Source organism: Novosphingobium sp. 32-60-15 (genome assembly GCF_002280675.1).
Taxonomy (GTDB): Bacteria; Pseudomonadota; Alphaproteobacteria; order Sphingomonadales; family Sphingomonadaceae; genus Novosphingobium.
This window is the reverse complement of the sequence record NZ_NCEN01000001.1, coordinates 137,054-158,418: the sequence shown is the minus strand read 5'-3', so window position 1 is coordinate 158,418 and position 21,365 is coordinate 137,054. Positions and strand designations below refer to the sequence as shown.

Here is a 21,365-nt window from a genome sequence, read left to right as displayed (position 1 = left end):
TGCCCAAGTCATGACCGGTCCTGTTCTCGTCCCGATCCTTGGTGATCAGCTTTCGCCTGATATCTCCAGCCTTGCCGACCGCAAGACCGATGACACCGTAATCCTGATGATGGAGGTGGCCGAAGAGACGACCTATGTGCGCCATCACAAGGCCAAGATCGCGCTGATCCTTTCGGCCATGCGCCACTTTGCCGAAGAACTGCGCAGCGCTGGATGGACGGTCGATTACGTCCGCCTTGATGATCCTGCCAACACGGGGAGCTTTACCGGCGAAGTCCTGCGCGCGATCGAGCGTCATTCTCCGCGCGGTGTGCAGGTGACCGAACCGGGCGAATGGCGCGTGAAAGAGGCGATGGAGCAGTGGCGGGATCGATTGCCCGTCCGCACGCGGATTCTTTCCGATACACGCTTCATCAATCCGCTGACCGCCTTTTACGAGTGGGCCGCTGGGCGGCGGGAACTGCGGATGGAATATTTCTATCGCGATATGCGCCGCAAAACCGGGCTGCTGATGGAAGGTGACAAGCCTGTCGGCGGCAAATGGAACTACGACGCCGAAAATCGCGGCGGCCCTGAAAAGGGGCTGGTGCAGCCCCAACTTCCACCTTTCAAACCCGATGCGATCACGCGTGAAGTGTTTGCGCTGGTGGAAAGCCGTTTTGCCGGACATTTCGGTTCGCTGGAAAAGTTCGCCTGGCCCGTCACCCGCGCCGATGCCGAATTTGCGCGCGATGTTTTTCTCAAAGAGCGCCTGCCGATGTTCGGAAAGTATCAGGACGCAATGGTGGCGGGGCAGGATTTCCTGTTCCACGCGGCGCTTTCGCCTGCAATCAACATCGGCCTGCTCGATCCGCTGGACCTTTGTCGCCGCGCCGAAGCCGAATGGCGCGAGGGCCGCGCGCCGCTTGAAGCGGTGGAAGGCTTCATCCGCCAGATCATCGGCTGGCGCGAATATATAAGGGGCATGTATTGGCTGGAAATGCCGGGCCTTGCCGATGCCAACGGCCTTACTGCCTCACGCCCCCTGCCCGATTTCTACTGGACCGGCGATACCAAGATGCGCTGTCTGGCTGATTGCGTGCGCAACACGCAGGAAAATGCCTATGCCCATCACATCCAGCGCCTGATGGTGCTGGGCAACTTCGCGCTATTGGCAGGATTGAAGCCGCAGGATGTCGCCGATTGGTATCTCGCGGTCTATGCCGATGCGTTCGAATGGGTTGAACTGCCCAATGTTGCGGGCATGGTGCTCCACGCTGACAAAGGCCGCCTTGCCTCAAAACCCTATGCCGCCAGCGGTGCCTACATTGACCGAATGAGCGATTACTGCGGCAAATGTGCCTACAGCGTGAAGAAAAAGGTGGGCGAAGATGCTTGCCCGTTCAACGCGCTGTACTGGCACTTTCTTGCGCGCAATGAGAAGGCTCTGGCAGGCTATCACCGCCTTGCGCAACCTTATGCCACATGGCGGCGGATGGCCGAGGACAAGCGTGCGGAATATATCGCGAGCGCCGATGCCTTTCTTGAGACACTGGAGCCAGCGAAACCGGGTTGGGCGCGAAATTGAACGCCTGCTATTCGGTGCTCGCGCGGCGCTCCTGCTCCAGCAACCGCTGCTTGATCTCAAGCCCATAGGCATAGCCGCCCAACGATCCATCCGAACGGATCACACGGTGGCACGGGATCAACACCGCCACATTGTTTGCGCCATTGGCTGATCCTGCGGCCCGTACCGCCCCCGGCTTGCCCACCTCTGCTGCGATCTGCGCATAGGAGCGCGTTTCGCCCGGAGGAATGCGCCGCAAGGCTTGCCAAACCGCCTCTTGAAAAGCCGTACCCTTGACGTCGAGCGGGATGTACGAGTGATCGCCGGGCGTTTCGACTGCCGCGACAACGTCGGACAATAACGCACCGAACCCGGCCCCGCCCTGCATAAGCTCTGCGTGGGGAAACCGAGTTTCCAAAGCAGATTTGTCTTCGTTGAAGGACAACCGGCAAACCCCGCGATCAGTTGCCGCAACCAGCATTGGTCCCAGCGATGTCGCAACGACAGCCCATTGAATGGTCACCCCCCGACCGCCATTGCGCCAAGCCGATACACTCATGCCCAACCGCTCTTGCGCACTGGAATAGAACCGCGACGGGCCGGAAAAACCGGCGTCATAAATCGCATCTGCCACGCGCTCTGCCCCGGATAATCTATCGGCCAACCGTTCCTGCCGCAGCGCCCGCGCATAGGCAGCAGGCGATAGCCCCGTATGTCTGACGAACACCCGCTGGAAATGCGAAGGCGAATAGCCGTTGGCTGTAGCAAGCTTTGCCAACCCCGCTGATTCGCCTGCCTTGATCGCGGCAATCGCCTCGATGACCGCCCGCTCATCACGGGCCACATCATCGGGCAGGCAGCGCCGGCAAGCCCGAAGCCCCGCCGCTTGCGCTGCTGCGCCATTAGCAAAGAATTGCACGTTCGCCCGCCGGGGATGCTTTGCAGCACATGATGGGCGGCAATAAATGCCGGTGCTGAGAACGCCGGTGACAAAACGCCCGTCAAATGCCCGATCACGCCCCATTACGACGTTCCATGCCTCTTCGTCGGCTATCATACGCCCATCTCCACCGCTCTGCTTTAGACGATAGCTGTCCATTGCCGTTCGGCAAAGGCACCGATTGGCAAACACGTGGGCCATCGCCTGATCCGCGGTTTGTCGCACATCGTGGTGCACCAATGCGTCCCGCACCTTGCGATCAAACGCAAACAGCGCAAGAAGCGCGGCATGCGTGTCGCCAAACTTGTAACCGTCTGCCTGTCGCTGCTTTTTGCCATGCTGGGTACTTTTGCAGCCCATGCTGATCCTGCAGACATATCTGCCGCAAGCCGCTCGGTCGTGCGCGTGGTCATCATCGAAAGCGATGGCGACCGCGCCAACCTGATCACTCACGGCACCGGCTTCGCCGTGACACCCAACCTGATCGTGACCAATGCCCACGTGGTCGAACAATTGCGCGGCGACGATGCGCTGATCGCAGGCGTCGTTCCGGCAGAGGGCCGCAATGGCTATCCTGCAAAACTTGTGGCCTATTCCCCCGCCAATGACCTTGCGCTGCTCCGCATCGAAGGCGGCGGAACGCTCACCCCGATCACGCTTTTCCCTGGCGTTCCAGAGGACGGCGCAGAGGTTTATGCCGTCGGCTATCCCGGCAATGTGGATTTGGCCCAGGGCTTGTCGATGGGCGATCTGGTAAAGCCACAAGCGCCCGTCAAAACCCGTGGCTATCTCTCAGGCGGCAGGTCTTCGCGTTCGTTCGATACACTGTTGCACACCGCGCCGCTGGGATCTGGCAATTCAGGCGGGCCACTACTGGATAATTGCGGTCGTGTTCTCGGGGTCAACTCGTTTGGCACGATCAGCGACAACGGCACCGATTCGGCCTTCTACTTCGCCATCTCGATGCGCGAGCTATCTGCCTTTTTGCGCCGCGCCAATGTCGATGCCCATACCAGCGGGCTGCCCTGCCGCTCCATCGCCGACCTTGACCGCGCCGAGGCCGAACGGGCAGCGGGCGATCAGGCGCGACAGGAAGCCAGCACCAAAGCCAAGGCCGAATCCCGCCAGCGCGCGATGGACAAGGCCTATCATGATGCCGAAATGCAGATCCTTGCGGAACGCGACAATGGCCTGGCCCTGGCGGCGCTGCTACTTGTAGCGGCGCTCGGCGCTGGCGGATGGGCCATGATGCAGGCTTCAAACCGGCGCGGCAGGTTCCAGCGCAAACACATCGCCATCGCGGTCGGACTGCTGCTGGCCGCAGTGATAACGTGGTTTCTGCGCCCGTCGTTATCCTCGATCGACAAGCGCGCGCGCGAAATGCTGGAGCAACCTGCCCCCGACCCATCCAGCAATACATCGCCCACACAAAGCACTGCTGATGCAGGCCGTTTGATCTGTGTGCTTGATCCCCAACGCAGCCGCGTGACCGTATCGGACATCACAGATGTGCCGCTTGATTGGACCGACGACGGCTGCGTCAACGGCAAATCCCAATACGGCCTTGCGCAGGATGGCTGGTCGCGAATCCTTGTACCCAATGTTGACGATGCAATTTCGCTGAATACCTATGATCCAGCCACCCGCACTTACACTGTCGAAAGATTTCTTCTGGGCCTGGATGTGATGACCAAGGCCCGTGAAGAACGCGCAAAACTGAATGCGCCAGCTTGTGGTGCGGGCGAAGATGCCGCGCGGCGCTTTGGCGAAAGCCAGCAAACCATCAAGGCTTTGCTACCGCCAGAACCGAATGAGCGCATGCGGTACAACTGCCAACCGTCGCCTTAAACCGGTTTGTTGCACAAAAGCGTCTCATACCTATGCACATCTCCTAACGTCGCATCTTGTCATAAGCGCCCGACGTTGCTAGGCGCGCCTCGTCTGCAGGCCACCGGGTGTTCGTCACACGGCATTGGTCTGCATCGGCTTATCCTTGGATGAAGGAACTTCGGCGCGTGGAAATTTCCGGCGGCATTACAGCCAGCTTGTCAGGGCGTTACGCTTCGGCGTTGTTCGATCTGGCAAATGAACAGGGCCTAGTTGCCACTGTTGAAGGCGATTTGGAAAACGTCGGTGCTGCCCTGCGCGAATCGGCTGATCTGACCGGTCTTATCCATAACCCGCAAGTCAGCCGTGAAGCTGCTGCGGCTGCAGTCAACGGCGTTGCCGGCCTGCTTGGCCTCTCGGCACTGACCAAGAATTTTCTCGGCGTTCTCGCTGGCAATCGCCGCCTTTCGGCATTGCCTGACGTGATCCGCGCTTTTGCACAGATTGCTGCTGCCCATCGCGGCGAAGCAACCGCCGAAGTGACCAGCGCTCACCCGCTCGATGATGCCCAGCTTGCGGCCCTGACTGAAAAGCTCAAGGTTCGCGAAGGCAAGGACATCAAACTCAAGACCAATGTCGATCCCGAAATTCTCGGTGGACTCGTCGTGAAAATCGGCAGCCAGATGATCGACAGTTCGATCCGCACCCGTCTCAATTCCCTCGCCCAGGCGATGAAGGCTTGAAGCCACAAGGCTCTACGAAAGGCTGAAAATGGAAATCCGCGCCGCTGAAATCTCGAAGGTCATCAAGGACCAGATCGCCAGCTTCGGCACCGAGGCCCAGGTCTCGGAAGTCGGCTCAGTGCTGTCGGTCGGCGACGGCATCGCCCGTATTCATGGTCTGGACAAGGTCCAGGCCGGCGAGATGGTCGAATTCTCGAACGGCGTTAAGGGCATGGCCCTCAACCTCGAAGCCGATAACGTCGGTGTCGTGATCTTCGGCTCGGACGCCGAAATCAAGGAAGGTGACGTTGTAAAGCGCACCGGAACCATCGTTGACGTTCCCGTCGGCAAGGGCCTTCTGGGCCGCGTCGTCGATGGCCTCGGCAATCCGATCGATGGCAAAGGCCCGATCGAATACACCGAGCGCAAGCGCGTGGAAGTCAAGGCTCCGGGCATCATCCCGCGCCAGTCGGTATCCGAACCTGTGCAGACCGGCCTCAAGGCCATTGACGCGCTCGTCCCGGTTGGCCGTGGCCAGCGCGAACTGATCATCGGTGACCGTCAGACCGGCAAGACCGCCGTCGCGATTGACACCTTCATCAACCAGAAGGGTCCGAACGCGGGCACCGATGAAAACAAGAAGCTGTATTGCATCTATGTTGCCATCGGCCAGAAGCGTTCGACGGTTGCCCAGATCGTACGCCAGCTTGAAGAAAACGGCGCGATGGAATATTCCATCGTCGTGGCCGCTACCGCTTCGGAACCCGCGCCGCTTCAGTATCTCGCGCCATACACCGGCGTGACGATGGGCGAATTCTTCCGCGACAACGGCATGCACGCCGTCATCGTCTATGACGATCTTTCCAAGCAGGCTGTGGCTTATCGCCAGATGTCGCTTCTGCTGCGTCGTCCTCCAGGCCGCGAAGCTTATCCGGGCGACGTGTTCTATCTCCACAGCCGCTTGCTTGAGCGCGCTGCAAAGATGAACGATTCGCTGGGTGGTGGTTCGCTCACAGCTTTGCCGATCATCGAAACGCAGGCTGGCGACGTTTCGGCCTACATTCCGACCAACGTGATCTCGATCACCGACGGCCAGATCTTCCTCGAAACCGGCCTGTTCTATCAGGGCATCCGTCCAGCCATCAACGTCGGCCTTTCGGTGTCGCGCGTGGGCTCGGCCGCACAGACCAAGGCGATGAAGAAGGTCGCCGGCTCGATCAAGCTGGAACTGGCGCAGTACCGCGAAATGGCGGCCTTCGCCCAGTTCGGCTCAGATCTTGATGCTTCAACACAAAAGCTTCTGAACCGTGGTTCGCGCTTGACCGAGCTGCTCAAGCAGCCACAGTTCTCGCCGCTCGGCTTTGAAGAGCAGACTGTGGTGATCTTCGCAGGCACCAACGGCTACCTCGACAGCATCCCGGTCAACCGCGTTGGCGAATACGAAGCCGAACTGCTCAGCTACCTGCGCACGCAGAAGGCTGATCTGCTGGCAGAAATCCGCGACACCAAGGACTTGGGCAACGATACCAAGGCCAAGGTAGTCGAGGCGCTGACCGCTTTCGGTAAGCAGTTCGCCTAAAGCAGCCGCCACCGTCACCCCGGACTTGATCCGGGGTCCCGCTTCGGCGGCGGTGGCAACAGCGGGACCCCGGATCAAGTCCGGGGTGACGAATTAGAGGAAACGAGAGTGGCATCACTCAAGGAACTCAAGGGCCGCATCAACTCGGTCAAGTCGACCCAGAAGATCACCAAGGCCAAGCAGATGGTTGCTGCGGCAAAGCTGCGCAAGGCACAGGCTGCGGCTGAAGCTGCGCGTCCTTATGCCAGCCGCCTGGCCGAAGTTATGGGTAGTCTCGCATCCAAGGTAGCTGGCCAGGACAATGGCCCGCTGCTGATGCGCGGCACAGGTTCGGACAAACGGCACCTGCTCGTTGTCGTCAACACCGACAAGGGCCTGTGCGGCGGCTTGAACTCGAACATCGTCAAGGAAGCCAAGCTTCAGGCCCGCGCGCTTGAAGCGGCAGGCAAGACGGTCACGTTCTACCTCGTCGGCAAAAAGGGCCGCGCGCCGATCAAGCGCGATTACCCCAATGCCATCGCCGAGAACTTTGACACCAGCACCGTGCGCACGCCCGGCTTCGATGAAGCCAGCGCCATCGCCCGTGAAGTGATCGCCATGTTCGAAGCAGGCAAGTTCGATGTTGCGCACCTGATCGCTCCGGTGTTCAAGTCGGCCTTGGCGCAAGACCCTGTCACCACCCAGTTGATTCCGGTCCCTGCCCCTGCCGCCACCAGCGAAGCCGGTGCCGTGGTCGAGTATGAGCCAAGCGAGGAAGAAATCCTCGAAGAGCTGCTGCCACGTTACGTCACCACCAAGGTGTTCGGTGCGCTGCTTGAACGGGAAGCATCCGAACAAGGCGCTTCGATGACCGCGATGGACAACGCCACGCGCAACGCAGGCGATCTGATCCAGAAGCTGACGATCCAATACAACCGCAGCCGTCAGGCCGCGATTACAACCGAACTCATCGAAATCATCGCGGGCGCTGAAGCGCTTTAACGACGACATAGAAGGCAAGGAAACAACCATGGCCACCGTGCTCACCTCTACTGGCAAGATCAGCCAGGTCATCGGCGCCGTCGTCGACGTGACCTTCGACGGCGAACTGCCTTCGATCCTCTCGGCGCTTGAAACCGACAACAACGGCAACCGCCTTGTTCTCGAAGTTGCGCAGCATCTCGGTGAAAACACCGTGCGCACCATCGCAATGGACTCGACCGACGGTTTGACCCGCGGCCAGTCGGTGCGCGATACCGGCGCGCAGATCTCGGTGCCGGTTGGCCCGATGACGCTGGGCCGCATCATGAACGTGATCGGTGAACCGATTGACGAACGTGGTCCGGTTGGCGCGGCCAAGACTGCACCGATCCACGCCAAGGCTCCTGAATTCATCGACCAGTCGACCGAAGCCGCGATCCTTGTGACCGGCATTAAGGTCATCGACTTGCTCGCGCCTTATGCGCGCGGCGGCAAGATCGGTCTGTTCGGCGGCGCAGGCGTTGGCAAGACGGTTCTCATTCAGGAACTGATCAACAACATCGCCAAGGGTCACGGCGGCGTTTCGGTCTTTGCAGGAGTGGGTGAACGCACCCGCGAAGGTAACGATCTGTACCACGAATTCCTCGACGCGGGCGTCATCGCCAAGGATGCTGACGGCAACCCAACGCCAGAAGGTTCGAAGGTTGCGCTCGTGTTCGGCCAGATGAACGAGCCTCCAGGCGCCCGCGCCCGCGTTGCTCTGTCGGGCCTGACCATGGCAGAATACTTCCGCGACGAAGAAGGCCAAGACGTTCTGTTCTTCGTCGACAACATCTTCCGCTTCACCCAGGCAGGTTCGGAAGTGTCGGCACTGCTCGGCCGTATTCCTTCGGCTGTGGGCTATCAGCCAACACTGGCAACCGACATGGGCCAGCTGCAGGAACGCATCACCTCGACCACCAAGGGTTCGATCACCTCGGTTCAGGCCATTTACGTTCCTGCCGACGATCTTACCGACCCTGCGCCAGCCGCATCGTTCGCCCACTTGGACGCAACGACCACGCTGAACCGCGCAATTTCGGAACTCGGCATCTATCCGGCAGTTGACCCGCTCGACTCCACCAGCCGCGTGCTGACGCCAGCGGTTGTCGGTGAAGAGCACTACCAGACCGCCCGCCGCGTTCAGGAAACGCTGCAGAAGTACAAGTCGCTGCAAGACATCATCGCGATCCTTGGCATGGACGAGCTTTCGGAAGAAGATAAGCTCACCGTCGCCCGCGCCCGCAAGATCCAGCGCTTCCTTTCGCAGCCGTTCCACGTGGCCGAAGTGTTCACCGGCATCAGCGGCAAGTTCGTGCAGGTCGAAGACACCGTGCGTTCGTTCAAGGCTGTGGTAGACGGCGAATACGACCACCTTCCAGAAGCCGCGTTCTACATGGTCGGCGGCATCGACGAAGCGGTCGAAAAGGCCAAGAAGCTGGCTGAAGACGCTTAAGCTTCTTCTTAGCCCTCTCTCCTTCAGGGGAGAGGGTTGGGAGAGGGGAAGGCACCGTCGTCCCCCTCTCAACTACGGCTAGCGAGCAAGCTCGCAAGCCTTCGTATCTCTCCCCTGAAGGGGAGAGAGCATGCGAGGAAATGACATGCTGCACTTCGAACTCGTCACGCCTGCTCGCCTCGTCCGTTCGGAAGAGGTCCACATGGTCGTTGTTCCCGGCACCGACGGTGAATTCGGCGTACTGGAAGGCCACGCGCCGTTCATGTCCACGGTCAAGGACGGCTCGATCAAGGTCTACAAGTCGGCCGGTTCAACGCCGGAAGAGATCAAGGTCCAAGGCGGCTTTGCCGAAGTCGGCGTAAATGGCCTCACTGTTCTGGCCGAGCACGTCGAAGGCTAAACGGCCTTACATTTTTTTAAAATGGCCGGCCCGCAAGGGTCGGCTTTTTTCGTTTGTGTTGAAGAGTGTTTCGCGCAGAGACGCAAAGGAAGCAGGGCGCGCAGAGATATCGGCCTCAGCGGCGAAGTCGCACACGGCCCCCGCGATCGGTTTGCTTAACATGATCTGCGGCAAACCACTTACTTTCTATCTTTCACTTGGCTGCGCACTAGACAGCCAAGGCCGTATGCAACACATACTTTTTCGTTAAATTCACCAATACGAACTTTTCATCCATGCGAAAATATGCCAAAGCCATTTTAACATCGCGAAAACACATCGGGAGAGTCGAACAATGTCCCAAACCCTTCAACAGGTCATCCAGAACGCTGGCGACCTCGTCCATTTTGTCCGTAACCAGCAAGTCGGCCCGAACGTCTATCCCGGCGTTCCGTCCGAATTCTCCAACTGGCGCGCAGAGCAGTGGGCGTGGGGCCACACCGCCGTGCTTTACAACCAGTCATATCACATGGTCGATCTGGCCGTAAAAGGCCCCGATGCCTTCGCGATGCTTGAGCATCTGGGCATCAACAGCTTCAAGAACTTCCAGCCGGACCGCGCCAAGCAATTCGTGCCGGTTACCCCCGATGGTTATGTAATTGGCGACGTGATCCTGTTTTACCTCGACGAAAACCACTTCAACCTCGTCGGCCGCGCACCAACGATTGAATGGGTCGAATACCACGCCGCCAGCGGCAACTGGAATGTCACAGTCGAGCGGGATGAGCGTTGGGCAATGCGCAGCGACGGCAAGCGCAACTCGTACCGCTTCCAGGTGCAAGGCCCCAACGCGATGAAAATCATCGAGAAGGCGACCGGCAAGCCAGCCCCCGAACTCAAGTTCTTCCACATGTGCCGGATGACCATCGGCGGCAAGGAAGTGCGCGCGCTGCGTCACGGCATGGCCGGACAGCCTGGCTTCGAATTGATGGGGCCTTGGGAAGATTATGGTGCGGTTCACGCCGCGCTGGTCGAGGCCGGCAAGCACTTCCAGATGGCGCTGGTCGGTGGCCGCGCTTATTCGTCCAACACTCTGGAATCGGGCTGGATCCCCTCGCCCTTCCCCGCGATCTACACCGGCGAAGCGCTTGCGCCTTATCGCGCTTGGCTCACCGCCAATTCTTATGAAGCCAAGTGCTCGGTCGGTGGCAGCTATGTGCCCGAAACCATCGAGGGCTATTACACCACGCCGTGGGATCTGGGTTACGGACCGTTCGTGAAGTTCGACCATGACTTCATTGGCCGCGCCGCACTTGAAAAGATGGCAGCCGAAGGCAAGCACCGCACCAAGGTGACGCTCGCGCTAGACAACGAAGACGTGATGCGCGTGCAGTCCTCGGCGCTTTCGCAAGGTGACCGCGCGAAGTTCATGGAATACCCGAGCGCCGTGTACTCAATGCACCCGTTCGATCAGGTCCTTGTCGATGGCAAAATGGTCGGCCTCTCCACCTGGATCGGCTACACCGCCAACGAGGGCAAGTTCCTGACGCTGGCAATGATGGAGCCTAGCTTCGAAACGCCCGGTACCGAAGTCAGCCTGCTGTGGGGCGAGCCCAATGGCGGCACCACCAAGCCCACCGTGGAAACCCACGTCCAGACCGAAATCAAGGCCGTCGTTTCGCCAGTGCCTTATGTGGCAGCCGCGCGTGATAATTATGCCGAAGGCTGGCGCACAAAGAAGTAAGCTTCGGGTGCAAACCTGAATGCGAGAGCGCTGTCCTTCTCCCGACGAGAGGCCAGCGCTCTTTGCGTTTTGGCAGATGTAATCTGCGGCATTTGACAGGCTCAGGATTGTAAATTTAGTTTGTGTTACTAACAAATTATGGCACATTGCCGATCAACAAAAAGACGAGGATGCCATGGCCCAGAACAACACCATCACCTTCTACGACCTCGCCCTTTCCACAGGGGCGACGATCAGCCCATTCGTTTGGGCAACCAAATATGCCCTGAAGCACAAAGGCTTTGAGCTGGATGTCGTACCCGGCGGGTTCACTGGCATTTTTGAACGTACGGGCGGCAACACCGAACGCCTGCCCGCCATCGTCGATGATGGCGAATTCGTGCTCGATAGCTGGGGAATCGTCGAATACCTTGATACCAAATATCCTGATCGTCCGGCCCTGATCCCGCATGAAAGCGTGGCGGCTACGGTCAAGGCGCTCGACAACTGGTTCTGGAACGCGGCGGTCGGCCCTTGGATGTTCTGCTTCTGTCAGGACTACCGCGATTTGTCCTTGCCGCAGGACCACGAATACGTAACGCATAGCCGCGAAAAGATGCTGGGCCGCAAGCTTGAGGATGTTCAGGCAGGCCGTGAAGAGCGCCTGCCAAAGATTTCGGCAGCACTGGAACCATTGCGCGCAGCGCTTGCGCAGCATCAATGGCTGGGTGGAGCAACGCCCAACTATGCGGACTATCGCATCATGGGCGGCATTCTTTTTACCGCATCGGTGTGCAAGACGCCGGTTTTGGCCAACGATGACCCGCTACGTGACTGGATCGAGCGTTGCCTTGATCTGTACGATGGCCTTGGCCGTCACCCCGGCCTGTTCCCGCTGTTCGGACTTGAGCAACGAGAAGGTGACCCGGACCTGTTCAACCGCGCTGCCGGCCAGGGCGGCATCTACAAGCGCAACACCGGCCCGGATTCGACCCGCGCTGAAACCCAGCGGATTACGGAAGGCATGAAGCGCTAATCACCCTGAATGGCAGCGGCAGAGCGGATCAGCAATGCGCGGATCCGCTCTTCCATTTCGGCTTCGAAGCGCACAGCAGGTACGGCTACGCTCAGCGCGCCGCCTAGCTCTCCATCGATCCAGACCGGCGCTGCGACGCCGCAAATTCCCACGGTTGCTTCCTCACGCGCAACGCAGATGCCCTCGGCACGGATTTGCGTGAAATCAGCGCGCAACTGCGCCTCATCGATGCGCGTGGCGCTGGTCAGGCGCTCGCGGAGGACTTCGGCGAAGTAACGCAACTGTTCATCGGGTGCCATCCACGCCAGCAGGATTTTGCCCGCTGCCAGCGCGTGCAAGGGCCGCCGCGTGCCAGGATCGACAGCATAGCGCAGCGCATGATCGCTGGCCTCTGTCACCATTGCTTCCACTTCCCAGCCGCGACGGACCATGAACGAGGACGTTTCGTTTAGTTCTGCCCGCAGAGCACGGACCAGAGGACTAACACGATCTTCGAGCGTGATTGCTGATTGCGGTGCACGGAGGCGTTCAAGACCCGGTCCCGGCAGATAACGTCGACCTGCGCGAGCCAAGTATTCCCGCTCAACCAATGTGCCCAGAAGGTAAGACAGACTGCTCACCGGGATGGCCAGAGCACTTGCGATCTCCTGCGCCACAGCACCCCGGCGATTGGCCACGACATATTCAATCACATCGAGCGTTCGCATGGCCGACTTGACAGGATTTGTGGCGGTGGGCGCGTTCATCAGAAGATCAGGCTGCCACGCCGCTCGGCAAAGCGCCAGCCATCGTCAGTGAGGATGAAGCGATCGTGGAAGGACCCAACGAGCGGTGCCCCTTCACCTGTGAACAACAGCATCGCACTGGTGCCACGCGCCGTGGTGTCGCTTTCCACATCGATCACCACGTTCGAGCAAACGTGCCGTGTGGTGCGCGGTGGACGGGCCTTGAAGGCTTCAAGGATGGCCTCGCGCCCGGCAACTGGCGCATTGGGCGCGGTAGGCCGGACCATCACGCCATCCTCGGCATAGAGCGCGGCAACCTCGTCCCAACGCGCTTCATCGTTGAGATTGGCATAAAGCGCGATCAGCCGGGCGCAGTCAGCCTCAGCGGCACGGCGGTCCTTGTTTTTCACAGGCGCGCTGCCGCAATATCGGCACCTTCGCGCAAGGATTTGAGCTTGCGCCATGTGACGATCGGATCAAGCTTGCCATAGCCTGCGAATGTACCGAAGCCGCAATCGGTGCTGGCAACAACGCGATCAGCTCCGACGAAATCGGCAAAGCGTTCAATACGTTGTGCAACCAGTTCAGGATGCTCGATATAATTTGAACACGTGTCGATCAGGCCGGGCGCAAGGATCTTGTGATCGGGCAACTTGGCGTCCTTCCATACCTTCCATTCATGCTCATGGCGCGGGTTTGCGGCCTCGAACAGGATCGTGGCAGGGCGCGCACCGATCACGATATCGACGACGCGTTCCAATGGAATGTCATGATCGTGAGGGCCTTCATAGTTACCCCAGCAGATGTGCATGCGCATCTTTTCGGGCGGAATGTTGGCAGTGGCAGCATTAAGCGCTTCGACATTGGCCGCAGCGATCTTGATGAAATCGGCCTCGTCCATATCCTGATAGCCGGTGTGGCGGCTCATCGCGAGGTCGGGGCAATCAAGCTGGAGCAGGAAGCCTTCGTTGACGATAGTCTCATACTCTTCGCGCATCGCATCGGCGAGATCGGCGAGATAGGCTTCGTGGCTGGGATAGTGCCGGTTAACCTGAAACGCGGTGATAAGTCCCGGCGATGCCGCGTTCATGAAGGCTTGCGTATCGGGCGCAGCATGCTTGGCGAGCGCGGATTTGAAGCGGCGGATATCATCATGCAGCGGTTGCAGCGTGACCTTGCGAACAGGTCCGATGCACGATGCGCGGACGAATTCCTGACTGCCCATGATCGCTGACAGCTTTTTGGCAAGGTCGGGCACTTCGGCCAGATCTGCGGCGGGCTTACGGTCAATGTGCCCACCGAAACCGGACAGGCGTTCGATCATGTACGTCGAGTAGCCGACTTTGCCGAGTTCACCGTCTGACACCACAGAAACGCCCGCTTCAACCTGATGGCGGACGGCCTCATCGACGGCGGCTGATACGGCGGTATCGAAAGCCTCGGCGTCGTAAGGCTCCCCCTTGTCACGGGCGAGCAGAAGGGGTGTGAGTTCATCGCCGCGTGGCAGGCTGCCGACGTGAGTGGTCTTGATCTTTGCCATTGTTCAGGCCCCTTCCCAATTCATATCTGTGAAAAATTCATAGCGCATTAAGCCGCTGAAACAAGCCTAATCCGAACCCTGCCGATTTCGAAAGAAGCGCGCAGACGCATCGCGCCTGTGCAGGACCGAAAGATCATCCGCCGCCAAGTTACATATTTCAGACAAGTATTACGCTGAAAAGACGCAATCTTTTTCTACCTATGCAACAGTTCTGACGCATGATCTTGTCATTGGGAGCCGGGCACGCAAGGTCCGCCCAAAGGACAGATCAGATGATCTTCAAAGTAATTCTTGCTGGATTGACCACACTTGGTCTGGTCGCTTCAAGTCTATCGCTGGCCGCTGCCCCCAACCAGTTCACCGGGGAGATTGAGAACGCCCAACTGTTGGGTGCTCTGGCGCTTGATGGTGAATTGTTTCACGTCCAGGGCCTCGAAATCAAGGGCCAGACAATCTGGGTTACTTCTGTCGATAATGAAAGCCGCCAAGGCTATATTCACGAATTTGACCGGAAAAGTGGCAAGCTGCGCAGGCGGTTGGAATTGACCGACGGCGCGCGCTACCATCCGGGCGGAATTTCGATTGCTGATGGGTCGATCTGGGTGCCGGTGGCAGAGATGAAGCCCGACAGCAGCGCCGTCCTCCTGGAAATTGACACAGCCACATTGCAAGTGCGCCGCAAAATTCACGTTGCTGATCATCTGGGCTGTGTGGCCGTGGCTGATGGCAAACTGGTTGCGGGCAATTGGGACAGCAAGCTGTTCTATGTCTTCGATCAAAACGGCGACAAGCCCGAACGGATCGTGCCAAACCCTTCACAGACGCATTATCAGGACATCAAGTTTGTCGACGGCCATTTGGTGGCCGGCGGCAATCTTACGTGGCTGCGCGGCGCGGTTGACTGGATCGAATGGCCTTCGATGAAGCTGAAGCGCACCTTGCAAACAGGCGCTGTTGGCCCCGTCAGGCCGTTTGGCCGTGGCGGACCCTACACTGGCGAAGGCATGGCAATTGACGGACGCGACCTGTTTGTCGTGCCAGAAGATGGCCCAAGCCGCCTCTTCCACTTCAGGCTGGATAGCTGATCCAGACAGGGCTTGCCACAAGCCATGGGTTCGTGTGTTGGTTCGATTGCCAGATAGCCAGACCCGGCTGCCGAAGATTGGGCCAGACTATGACAACGATCCTGTTCAACAAGCCCTATGGCGTGCTGTGCCAGTTTACCGATGAACGCGAGGGGCCACCGCGCCCTACTTTGGCAGATTTCATCAAAGTGCCCGGGGTCTATGCAGCAGGGCGTCTGGATACCGATAGCGAGGGTTTGCTGGTTCTGACCGACGATGGCCGGTTGCAGGCGCGGATTGCCGATCCCCGCTTCAAGACGCCCAAGACCTATCTGGTGCAAGTGGAGGGCGAGCCTGACGAGGGCGCGCTGGAAGCATTGCGCATGGGCGTAAGGCTGAAGGATGGGTTGACCCTGCCTGCGGGGGCCGAACGCATTGATGATCCGGCGCTCTGGCCGCGTGATCCGCCCGTGCGTTTTCGCAAGACGGTGCCCGATTGCTGGATCAAGCTTACGATTGGCGAAGGCCGCAACCGGCAAGTCCGGCGGATGACAGCTGCGGTTGGCCATCCCACTTTGCGACTGGTCCGGTGGAGCGTGGGCGATTGGACATTGGATGGATTGGCGCAAGGGGAGTGGCGCGAAGTACCATCAAGCTGATTGGCGATAGAGATTTGTAAGGGCAAGTACCTTGGTTGCGGCCCAGCCTGGAACCTGATCATCGGTTTGGGAAGCGTCGGTGGCTTGCGCTTCCACTCTGGCGCGAAACTCTTCTATCGGCATCGGGCGACCGAACAAGTACCCTTGCAATTTGTGGCACCCCGCCGCGCGCAGGATATCGGCTTGTTCTTCGGTTTCAACACCTTCGGCAATCACCCGCATATCAAGGCCCGAGGCTAGGTAAATCGTGCCGGTTACAAGCAGTGACGCTTTGCTGCCGGGCTGCAAACCGGACAGCAGCGATTTGTCGATTTTGATGTGGCTGAAGCCATAGGACTGCAAATAGTGAATGCTGGTGAAGCCGGTGCCGAAATCATCCAGCGCGATGGACATGCCCATCGCCTTGAAGCGTTCGATTGCACGGATGGCGCGTTCCGGCTGGGCGAGAAGATAGCCTTCGGTGATCTCCAGTTGAAGGCGCGCGGGTTCAAACCGGGTTTGTTCAAGCACGTGGGCAACCTGGCGCTCGAACCCCGGATCACGGAACTGCGCTGGTGACACGTTGACGCTGAGTTTCAGATGGGCAAACGGTTTCAGATCGCGGCAAGCACGTTCCAGCACGAACAGGCCCAATGGATGGATCTGTCCGGTGCCTTCGGCGATATCGATAAACTCTTGCGGATCAAGCGGACCGTCGGGGCGGCGCGGCCAGCGGATCAGGGCCTCTGCCGAGGTGATTTCCCCGGTGCGAGCGCTGATGACGGGCTGATAAAACACTTCAAATTCGTCATTGGCCAGGCCGTTGCCGATTTCACGACCAATCGCCAAGCGACGTATACGGCCTTCGTCAAAGGCGGTATCGTAAATGGCAATCTCGCCCTTGCCGCGCGTTTTGATGTGATACATCGCGGTATCGGCGCGGCGCAAAAGCTCGTTGGCCTCAACCGGGCCATCCGAATTGCTGGCAATGCCAATGCTCGCGCCCACTTGCAAAACATGGCGATCAACCAGAACCGGCAGAGCAATTTCTTCCCCGATGCGTTCGGCCAGTCGCTTGGCCTCGGCAGTGGCGTCCGGGCCATCAATCAGAATGGCAAATTCATCGCCACCGACACGGGCAAGCAAAGCCTGATCAGGGCAGATTTTGGTCAATCGGGCACTTATGCTTTTGATCAGTGTGTCGCCGGCATGGTGGCCGTGGGCATCGTTGATGTCCTTGAAGCCATCCAGATCGATAAACACGATGGCAAGCGCGTCCGTTTGGGCTTCGCTCGTCTTTTCCAGACGACCAAGACACGAAAGCAATTTTCGCCGGTTTGGCAACCCGCTGAGCGCATCGGTAAACGCAATGCGGCGGTTCTCTTCGCTAAGCTTTTCAGTTTCCGTCTGGCGCATGCGCAAATTGCGTTGCGAGCGTATGAGGTTGGCGAAATCAAGGTTGAAGCGATACGTCACCACCATCATGCCAACGCCAACAAACATCAGTACGACCGCTTCGACCAGCATTTGCCCGCTATCCGCCCACATAAAATACAGGACGAACGAGAACGTGCTGACCACGGCCACGCGCATGGCAGCAGCGCGCATCGTCATCAGGCAAAAAACGGTGCTAACCTGGGTTAAGCCAAGGAAAAATGTGAGGTGTCCGCGGGCATAGGCATCGCCAAGATCATAGATCCAGAAGCACCAGACTTCGAAAGCAAACGTCATGACTACGGCGAGCGAGCATGTCCGCTTGATGTACATGGCGATTTCGCTGTCGGACAAGATCTCTGCACCGTCCTGCCGCCACCACCAATGGGCACGAACAAGCGCGATGGTGCAGATGATCAACGGCACGATCAGAGTTTTGATGATGTAATCCGGCCGGAAAAAATCGACCATGAGCGCCGCAGCGTTAAATACGAGGATAACGTAGAGCAGCGGCATCTGCCGGGAAAACGACCGGAATTGCGCGCGTGCCAGATCGGGATCATCAAGGTCCAAGCTGAAAAGAGCAGCGACGCTGGGCAAGGTCGTTCCTCCTTTCATAGCTGGATTGAATACTCCCAAGACTGCATGAGCATGGGTGCAAGCGATTGAAGATCACATGAGAGTGGCGCTACGTAATGCCCACGATTTTTTCGTAAAAATTGATTGTTATTAATAATTTAATAGGTTTTAAGATTCGGTAAACACCGCGAAAAAATCTAATTCCGCCGCTCTGCTGCAGGTCTGCGTCCCGTCATCCGCTGATAGAAGCGTGAGAAATAGGACGGATCGTCAAATCCCAGTTCGGCGGCAACTTGCGTAGCCGTGGCATTGGTGAATCGCAGCAAACGATGCGCTTCGAGCGCCAGGCGCCGGTGGATGACTTCAAGCGGGGTGCAGCCAAGCTGCGCGGTTGTAAGCCGCGTAAGGGTGCGGCGTGTCATGCCCAGATCAGCGGCATAGAAATCGAGGCTGAGGTGCTGGCGATAATGGAGTTCGACCAGTCGCCGGAAGCGGTCGAGGCGGCGATCTGCGCGTGGATCGGGGGTTGTTGCCAAATCTTGCACCACCAACGTGCGGATGAGCGCCTCGGCCAGCGCGAGGAATAGCGGGTCTTGCTGTTGCCACTGTTGCTGCAAATCGAGCATTTCGCGGGCGAGCCAAAATGCGCGGGCGGTTGCCTGTGGCGGCAAAAGTGCAAGACCGCCGCGTGACAGGACGGTGAGAAGCGGATCCGCGGGGCCAGTGCTCCTTGTGGAAAAGTCTGTCGATAAGGTGAGGACAAATCCGCGCGTGTCTTCACGGAACCGGAAGCCGTGGACAGCAGCGGCAGGTACGATCACCCTACCCGGCCCTGAAAGGCTCTCCGAAACGCCCTCTAATGTGACGTCGGCATGTCCTTCCTCTACCAGCAGGACTTGTACGAAGTGATCGTGACGGTGCACGCCGATTTCCCAATCATGCAAAGCACTGCGTTCAGCAATCGTTTCGATATGCGCGAAACCGCCGGGAGCCGGAACAACCCCTTCGCCGTAAAGCGCATAGGTGGGGATAGAGGTGAGCATGTCCCGAAAGTACCAGATGTTTGTCCTGTGGCTGCATTCCGCTTTTGCGCCAGTTCTGTCAACTTCAGTCCATAGTGCCAAAATCAACCGTTGGCGCGTGGGAGACGGACGATGAAGACACAAGTCGCCATTATTGGCGCCGGGCCTGCAGGATTGCTGCTTGGCCACTTGTTGAAAGCTGAAGGCATCGATTGCGTGGTGGTGGAACGCCAGCAGCCTGATTACATCCTTGGCCGCATTCGCGCAGGCGTACTTGAACAGATCACGGTTGATCTGATGGCGCGGCTGGGCCTGGATGCGCGGCTAAAGGCCGAGGGGCTGGTTGAGGAAGGCTTTAACCTTGCCGATGGTGAACGTCTGATCCGCATCGATGTGGCGAACCTGACGGGCAAGACCGTGGTCGTCTATGGCCAGACCGAGATTACGAAGGACTTGATGGATGCAGCGCCGGAGCGCGGCCTCCCCGTGATCTATGGCGCTGAAGATGTCGCGCTGTTCAATATTGAGAGCGATACTCCCTATATCACTTATACCCTGGATGGCGTCCCGCAGCGGGTCGATGCCCGGTTTGTGATCGGGTGCGATGGCTTCCACGGGCCGTCGCGGCGGGCCATTCCGGCAAGCGTGGCGCGCGAATATGAACGGGTCTATCCCTTTGGTTGGCTGGGCATCCTCGCCGACGTCCCGCCATGCAACCATGAACTGATCTATGCCAACCATGAACGCGGCTTTGCGCTGGCTTCGATGCGCAGCCATACGCGCAGCCGCTACTACGTGGACGTAGCCCTGACCGAAAAAGTCGAAGACTGGAGCGACGAGCGCATCTGGGACGAATTGGCGGTGCGATTGGGGCCAGAAGCAGCTGCAGCGATGACGCGCGGCCCCTCGATCGAGAAATCGATAGCGCCTTTAAGGTCATACGTGTTTGAACCGATGCGGCACGGCAGCCTGATGCTATGCGGAGATTCTGCGCATATCGTGCCGCCAACCGGAGCCAAAGGCCTGAACCTTGCCGCCAGTGACGTGCATTATGCGGCCGAAGCGCTATCGGCGTACTTCAAGCGGGCCGACAATGATGCGGTGATCGCCTATTCCGCCAAAGCCCTTGCCCGGGTGTGGAAATCTGAACGATTTTCATGGACGCTGACCAAGCTGATGCACCGCTTCCCCGAAGACGGGCCGTTTGAACGTGCGATGCAGGTGGCAGAATTGGATTATATCTCAAGCAGTATCGCCGCGCAGACGAGCATTGCTGAGAATTATGTGGGTTTGCCGGTATAATAGGAGCGTTCCACCTGCCAAAACGCGGGACGAAGCTCTAAGGTTGTAACATCGTCATGTGCCCGTCACATAGCCGCGACAGAAAGCCCCTGTAGGACAGGGGCTTTTTTGTATGCGGCTTATCGACATCTTGTTGACCGAGGAGTTGGCCGGGGGGCGTGAGGCATTTGCCCATTCGGATTTGCGCGTGGTGTTCCACCGCTGGAAGTTTGAAGCGCCGCTGCCCTTGATGGAAGGTCAGCCGTGGGCGTTTATTGACTGGGTCCTGCCCGAGATGTCGGGCCTTGAATTGTGCCGCAGGTTCCGTGCAGCGGACGGCCTTGGCCAGAACGCGCATATCACGATGATCCTTGAAGATGACGATGCCGAAGCCAAGCGCCGTGCACTGCGCGCCGGTGCCGATGATTATATCATGGGACCGATTGATCGTGCCGCGCTGCTGGATCGGGTGCTTTCGGTGCAGTTACCAGACCACGATGTCCCTGCCCGCACGCTAAAGTTGGGTGATCTGACGCTTGACCTTGCCGCATTGCAAGCACGCTGGCGGGAAAAGGCGTTGATCCTGATGCCGAACGAGTTGCGCCTGCTGCGCTACTTGATGGAGCAACCGGGCCACGTGTTCAGCCGCCAACAACTGATCGCGGCCCTCGGCAAACATGACCAGCCGATTGACGAGCGCACGGTTGATGCCTGGGTAAGCCGCTTGCGCCGCGCCTTGCGTGATGTTGGCGCAGGAACCCCGCTGCGCACGGTACGATCACTGGGATATGTCCTAGACCGGCCTTAGACTATAACATCGACCAGGACTATCTGCCCCGCCCGGACACGTCCCGGCGGGGCTTTTCTTGCGCCCA

The 21,365-nt window shown here is 58.9% G+C and carries 19 protein-coding genes; 13 read left to right on the top strand and 6 right to left on the bottom strand.

Annotated features, from left to right (window positions below):
• Positions 1–10 precede the first annotated feature (10 nt).
• Complete coding sequence (locus tag B7Y89_RS00695; RefSeq protein ID WP_292934786.1) at positions 11–1,567, top strand: cryptochrome/photolyase family protein; 1,557 nt, start codon at positions 11–13, stop codon at positions 1,565–1,567.
• Positions 1,568–1,574: 7 nt separating this feature from the next.
• Here B7Y89_RS00695 and ada read toward each other — a convergent pair whose 3' ends face one another.
• Entirely contained in the window at positions 1,575–2,603 is a 1,029-nt protein-coding gene (ada, locus tag B7Y89_RS00690; protein WP_292935049.1) for a bifunctional DNA-binding transcriptional regulator/O6-methylguanine-DNA methyltransferase Ada, read from the bottom strand.
• Positions 2,604–2,678: 75 nt separating this feature from the next.
• Between ada and B7Y89_RS00685 the strand changes: the two genes are divergently transcribed.
• The 8 genes from B7Y89_RS00685 (at position 2,679) to B7Y89_RS00650 (ending at position 12,207) form a co-directional block, all read left to right on the top strand.
• Positions 2,679–4,334 carry a serine protease gene (locus tag B7Y89_RS00685; RefSeq protein WP_292934784.1) on the top strand — a complete coding sequence of 552 codons (1,656 nt, stop codon included), beginning with the start codon at positions 2,679–2,681 and terminating at the stop codon, positions 4,332–4,334.
• Positions 4,335–4,501: 167 nt separating this feature from the next.
• A complete protein-coding gene (locus B7Y89_RS00680) occupies positions 4,502–5,056 on the top strand; it encodes a F0F1 ATP synthase subunit delta (RefSeq protein WP_292934782.1) in 555 nt (184 codons plus the stop codon).
• Between the two features lie 28 nt (positions 5,057–5,084).
• Positions 5,085–6,614 carry a F0F1 ATP synthase subunit alpha gene (gene atpA / locus B7Y89_RS00675; RefSeq protein WP_292934780.1) on the top strand — a complete coding sequence of 510 codons (1,530 nt, stop codon included), beginning with the start codon at positions 5,085–5,087 and terminating at the stop codon, positions 6,612–6,614.
• Between the two features lie 108 nt (positions 6,615–6,722).
• Positions 6,723–7,595 carry a F0F1 ATP synthase subunit gamma gene (locus tag B7Y89_RS00670; RefSeq protein WP_292934778.1) on the top strand — a complete coding sequence of 291 codons (873 nt, stop codon included), beginning with the start codon at positions 6,723–6,725 and terminating at the stop codon, positions 7,593–7,595.
• A gap of 28 nt (positions 7,596–7,623) precedes the next feature.
• A complete protein-coding gene (atpD, locus tag B7Y89_RS00665) occupies positions 7,624–9,069 on the top strand; it encodes a F0F1 ATP synthase subunit beta (protein ID WP_292934777.1) in 1,446 nt (481 codons plus the stop codon).
• A gap of 130 nt (positions 9,070–9,199) precedes the next feature.
• Positions 9,200–9,469: an ATP synthase F1 subunit epsilon gene (locus tag B7Y89_RS00660; RefSeq protein WP_292934776.1), complete on the top strand. Its 270-nt coding sequence runs from the start codon at positions 9,200–9,202 to the stop codon at positions 9,467–9,469.
• A gap of 334 nt (positions 9,470–9,803) precedes the next feature.
• Positions 9,804–11,192 (top strand): aminomethyl transferase family protein, encoded by a 1,389-nt coding sequence (locus B7Y89_RS00655; protein ID WP_292934775.1) that lies wholly within the window; start codon positions 9,804–9,806, stop codon positions 11,190–11,192.
• A 175-nt stretch (positions 11,193–11,367) separates the two neighbouring features.
• Positions 11,368–12,207: a beta-etherase gene (locus tag B7Y89_RS00650; RefSeq protein WP_292934773.1), complete on the top strand. Its 840-nt coding sequence runs from the start codon at positions 11,368–11,370 to the stop codon at positions 12,205–12,207.
• Here B7Y89_RS00650 and B7Y89_RS00645 read toward each other — a convergent pair.
• The 3 genes from B7Y89_RS00645 to B7Y89_RS00635 are packed head-to-tail and all read right to left on the bottom strand — an operon-like array spanning position 12,204 to position 14,472.
• Entirely contained in the window at positions 12,204–12,953 is a 750-nt protein-coding gene (locus B7Y89_RS00645) for an IclR family transcriptional regulator (RefSeq protein ID WP_292934772.1), read from the bottom strand. The two genes, B7Y89_RS00650 and B7Y89_RS00645, sit on opposite strands and share 4 nt — an antisense overlap.
• Positions 12,953–13,342, bottom strand: coding sequence for a nuclear transport factor 2 family protein (locus B7Y89_RS00640; protein WP_292934770.1), 390 nt, complete (start codon positions 13,340–13,342; stop codon positions 12,953–12,955). Before B7Y89_RS00640 ends, B7Y89_RS00645 begins: the two co-directional genes overlap by 1 nt.
• Positions 13,339–14,472 carry a cobalamin-independent methionine synthase II family protein gene (locus tag B7Y89_RS00635; RefSeq protein WP_292934768.1) on the bottom strand — a complete coding sequence of 378 codons (1,134 nt, stop codon included), beginning with the start codon at positions 14,470–14,472 and terminating at the stop codon, positions 13,339–13,341. Before B7Y89_RS00635 ends, B7Y89_RS00640 begins: the two co-directional genes overlap by 4 nt.
• A gap of 272 nt (positions 14,473–14,744) precedes the next feature.
• On the opposite strand from B7Y89_RS00635, the gene B7Y89_RS00630 reads away from it, so the two are divergent.
• A complete protein-coding gene (locus B7Y89_RS00630; RefSeq protein ID WP_292934766.1) occupies positions 14,745–15,557 on the top strand; it encodes a DUF6454 family protein in 813 nt (270 codons plus the stop codon).
• 89 nt (positions 15,558–15,646) lie between these two features.
• On the top strand, positions 15,647–16,195 hold the full coding sequence (locus B7Y89_RS00625) for an rRNA large subunit pseudouridine synthase E (protein ID WP_292934764.1): 549 nt from the start codon (positions 15,647–15,649) through the stop codon (positions 16,193–16,195).
• On the opposite strand, the gene B7Y89_RS00620 is transcribed toward B7Y89_RS00625, so the two are convergent.
• Positions 16,187–18,208: an EAL domain-containing protein gene (locus tag B7Y89_RS00620; RefSeq protein ID WP_292934762.1), complete on the bottom strand. Its 2,022-nt coding sequence runs from the start codon at positions 18,206–18,208 to the stop codon at positions 16,187–16,189. The two genes, B7Y89_RS00625 and B7Y89_RS00620, sit on opposite strands and share 9 nt — an antisense overlap.
• Before the next feature lie 176 nt (positions 18,209–18,384).
• Complete coding sequence (locus B7Y89_RS00615; RefSeq protein ID WP_292934760.1) at positions 18,385–19,230, bottom strand: helix-turn-helix domain-containing protein; 846 nt, start codon at positions 19,228–19,230, stop codon at positions 18,385–18,387.
• 111 nt (positions 19,231–19,341) lie between these two features.
• Between B7Y89_RS00615 and pobA the strand changes: the two genes are divergently transcribed.
• The gene (pobA, locus tag B7Y89_RS00610) at positions 19,342–20,511 is read left to right on the top strand and encodes a 4-hydroxybenzoate 3-monooxygenase (protein ID WP_292934758.1); all 1,170 of its coding nucleotides are present in this window, start codon (positions 19,342–19,344) and stop codon (positions 20,509–20,511) included.
• Between the two features lie 112 nt (positions 20,512–20,623).
• Entirely contained in the window at positions 20,624–21,298 is a 675-nt protein-coding gene (locus B7Y89_RS00605; protein ID WP_292934756.1) for a response regulator transcription factor, read from the top strand.
• The last annotated feature ends 67 nt before the right edge of the window (positions 21,299–21,365 follow it).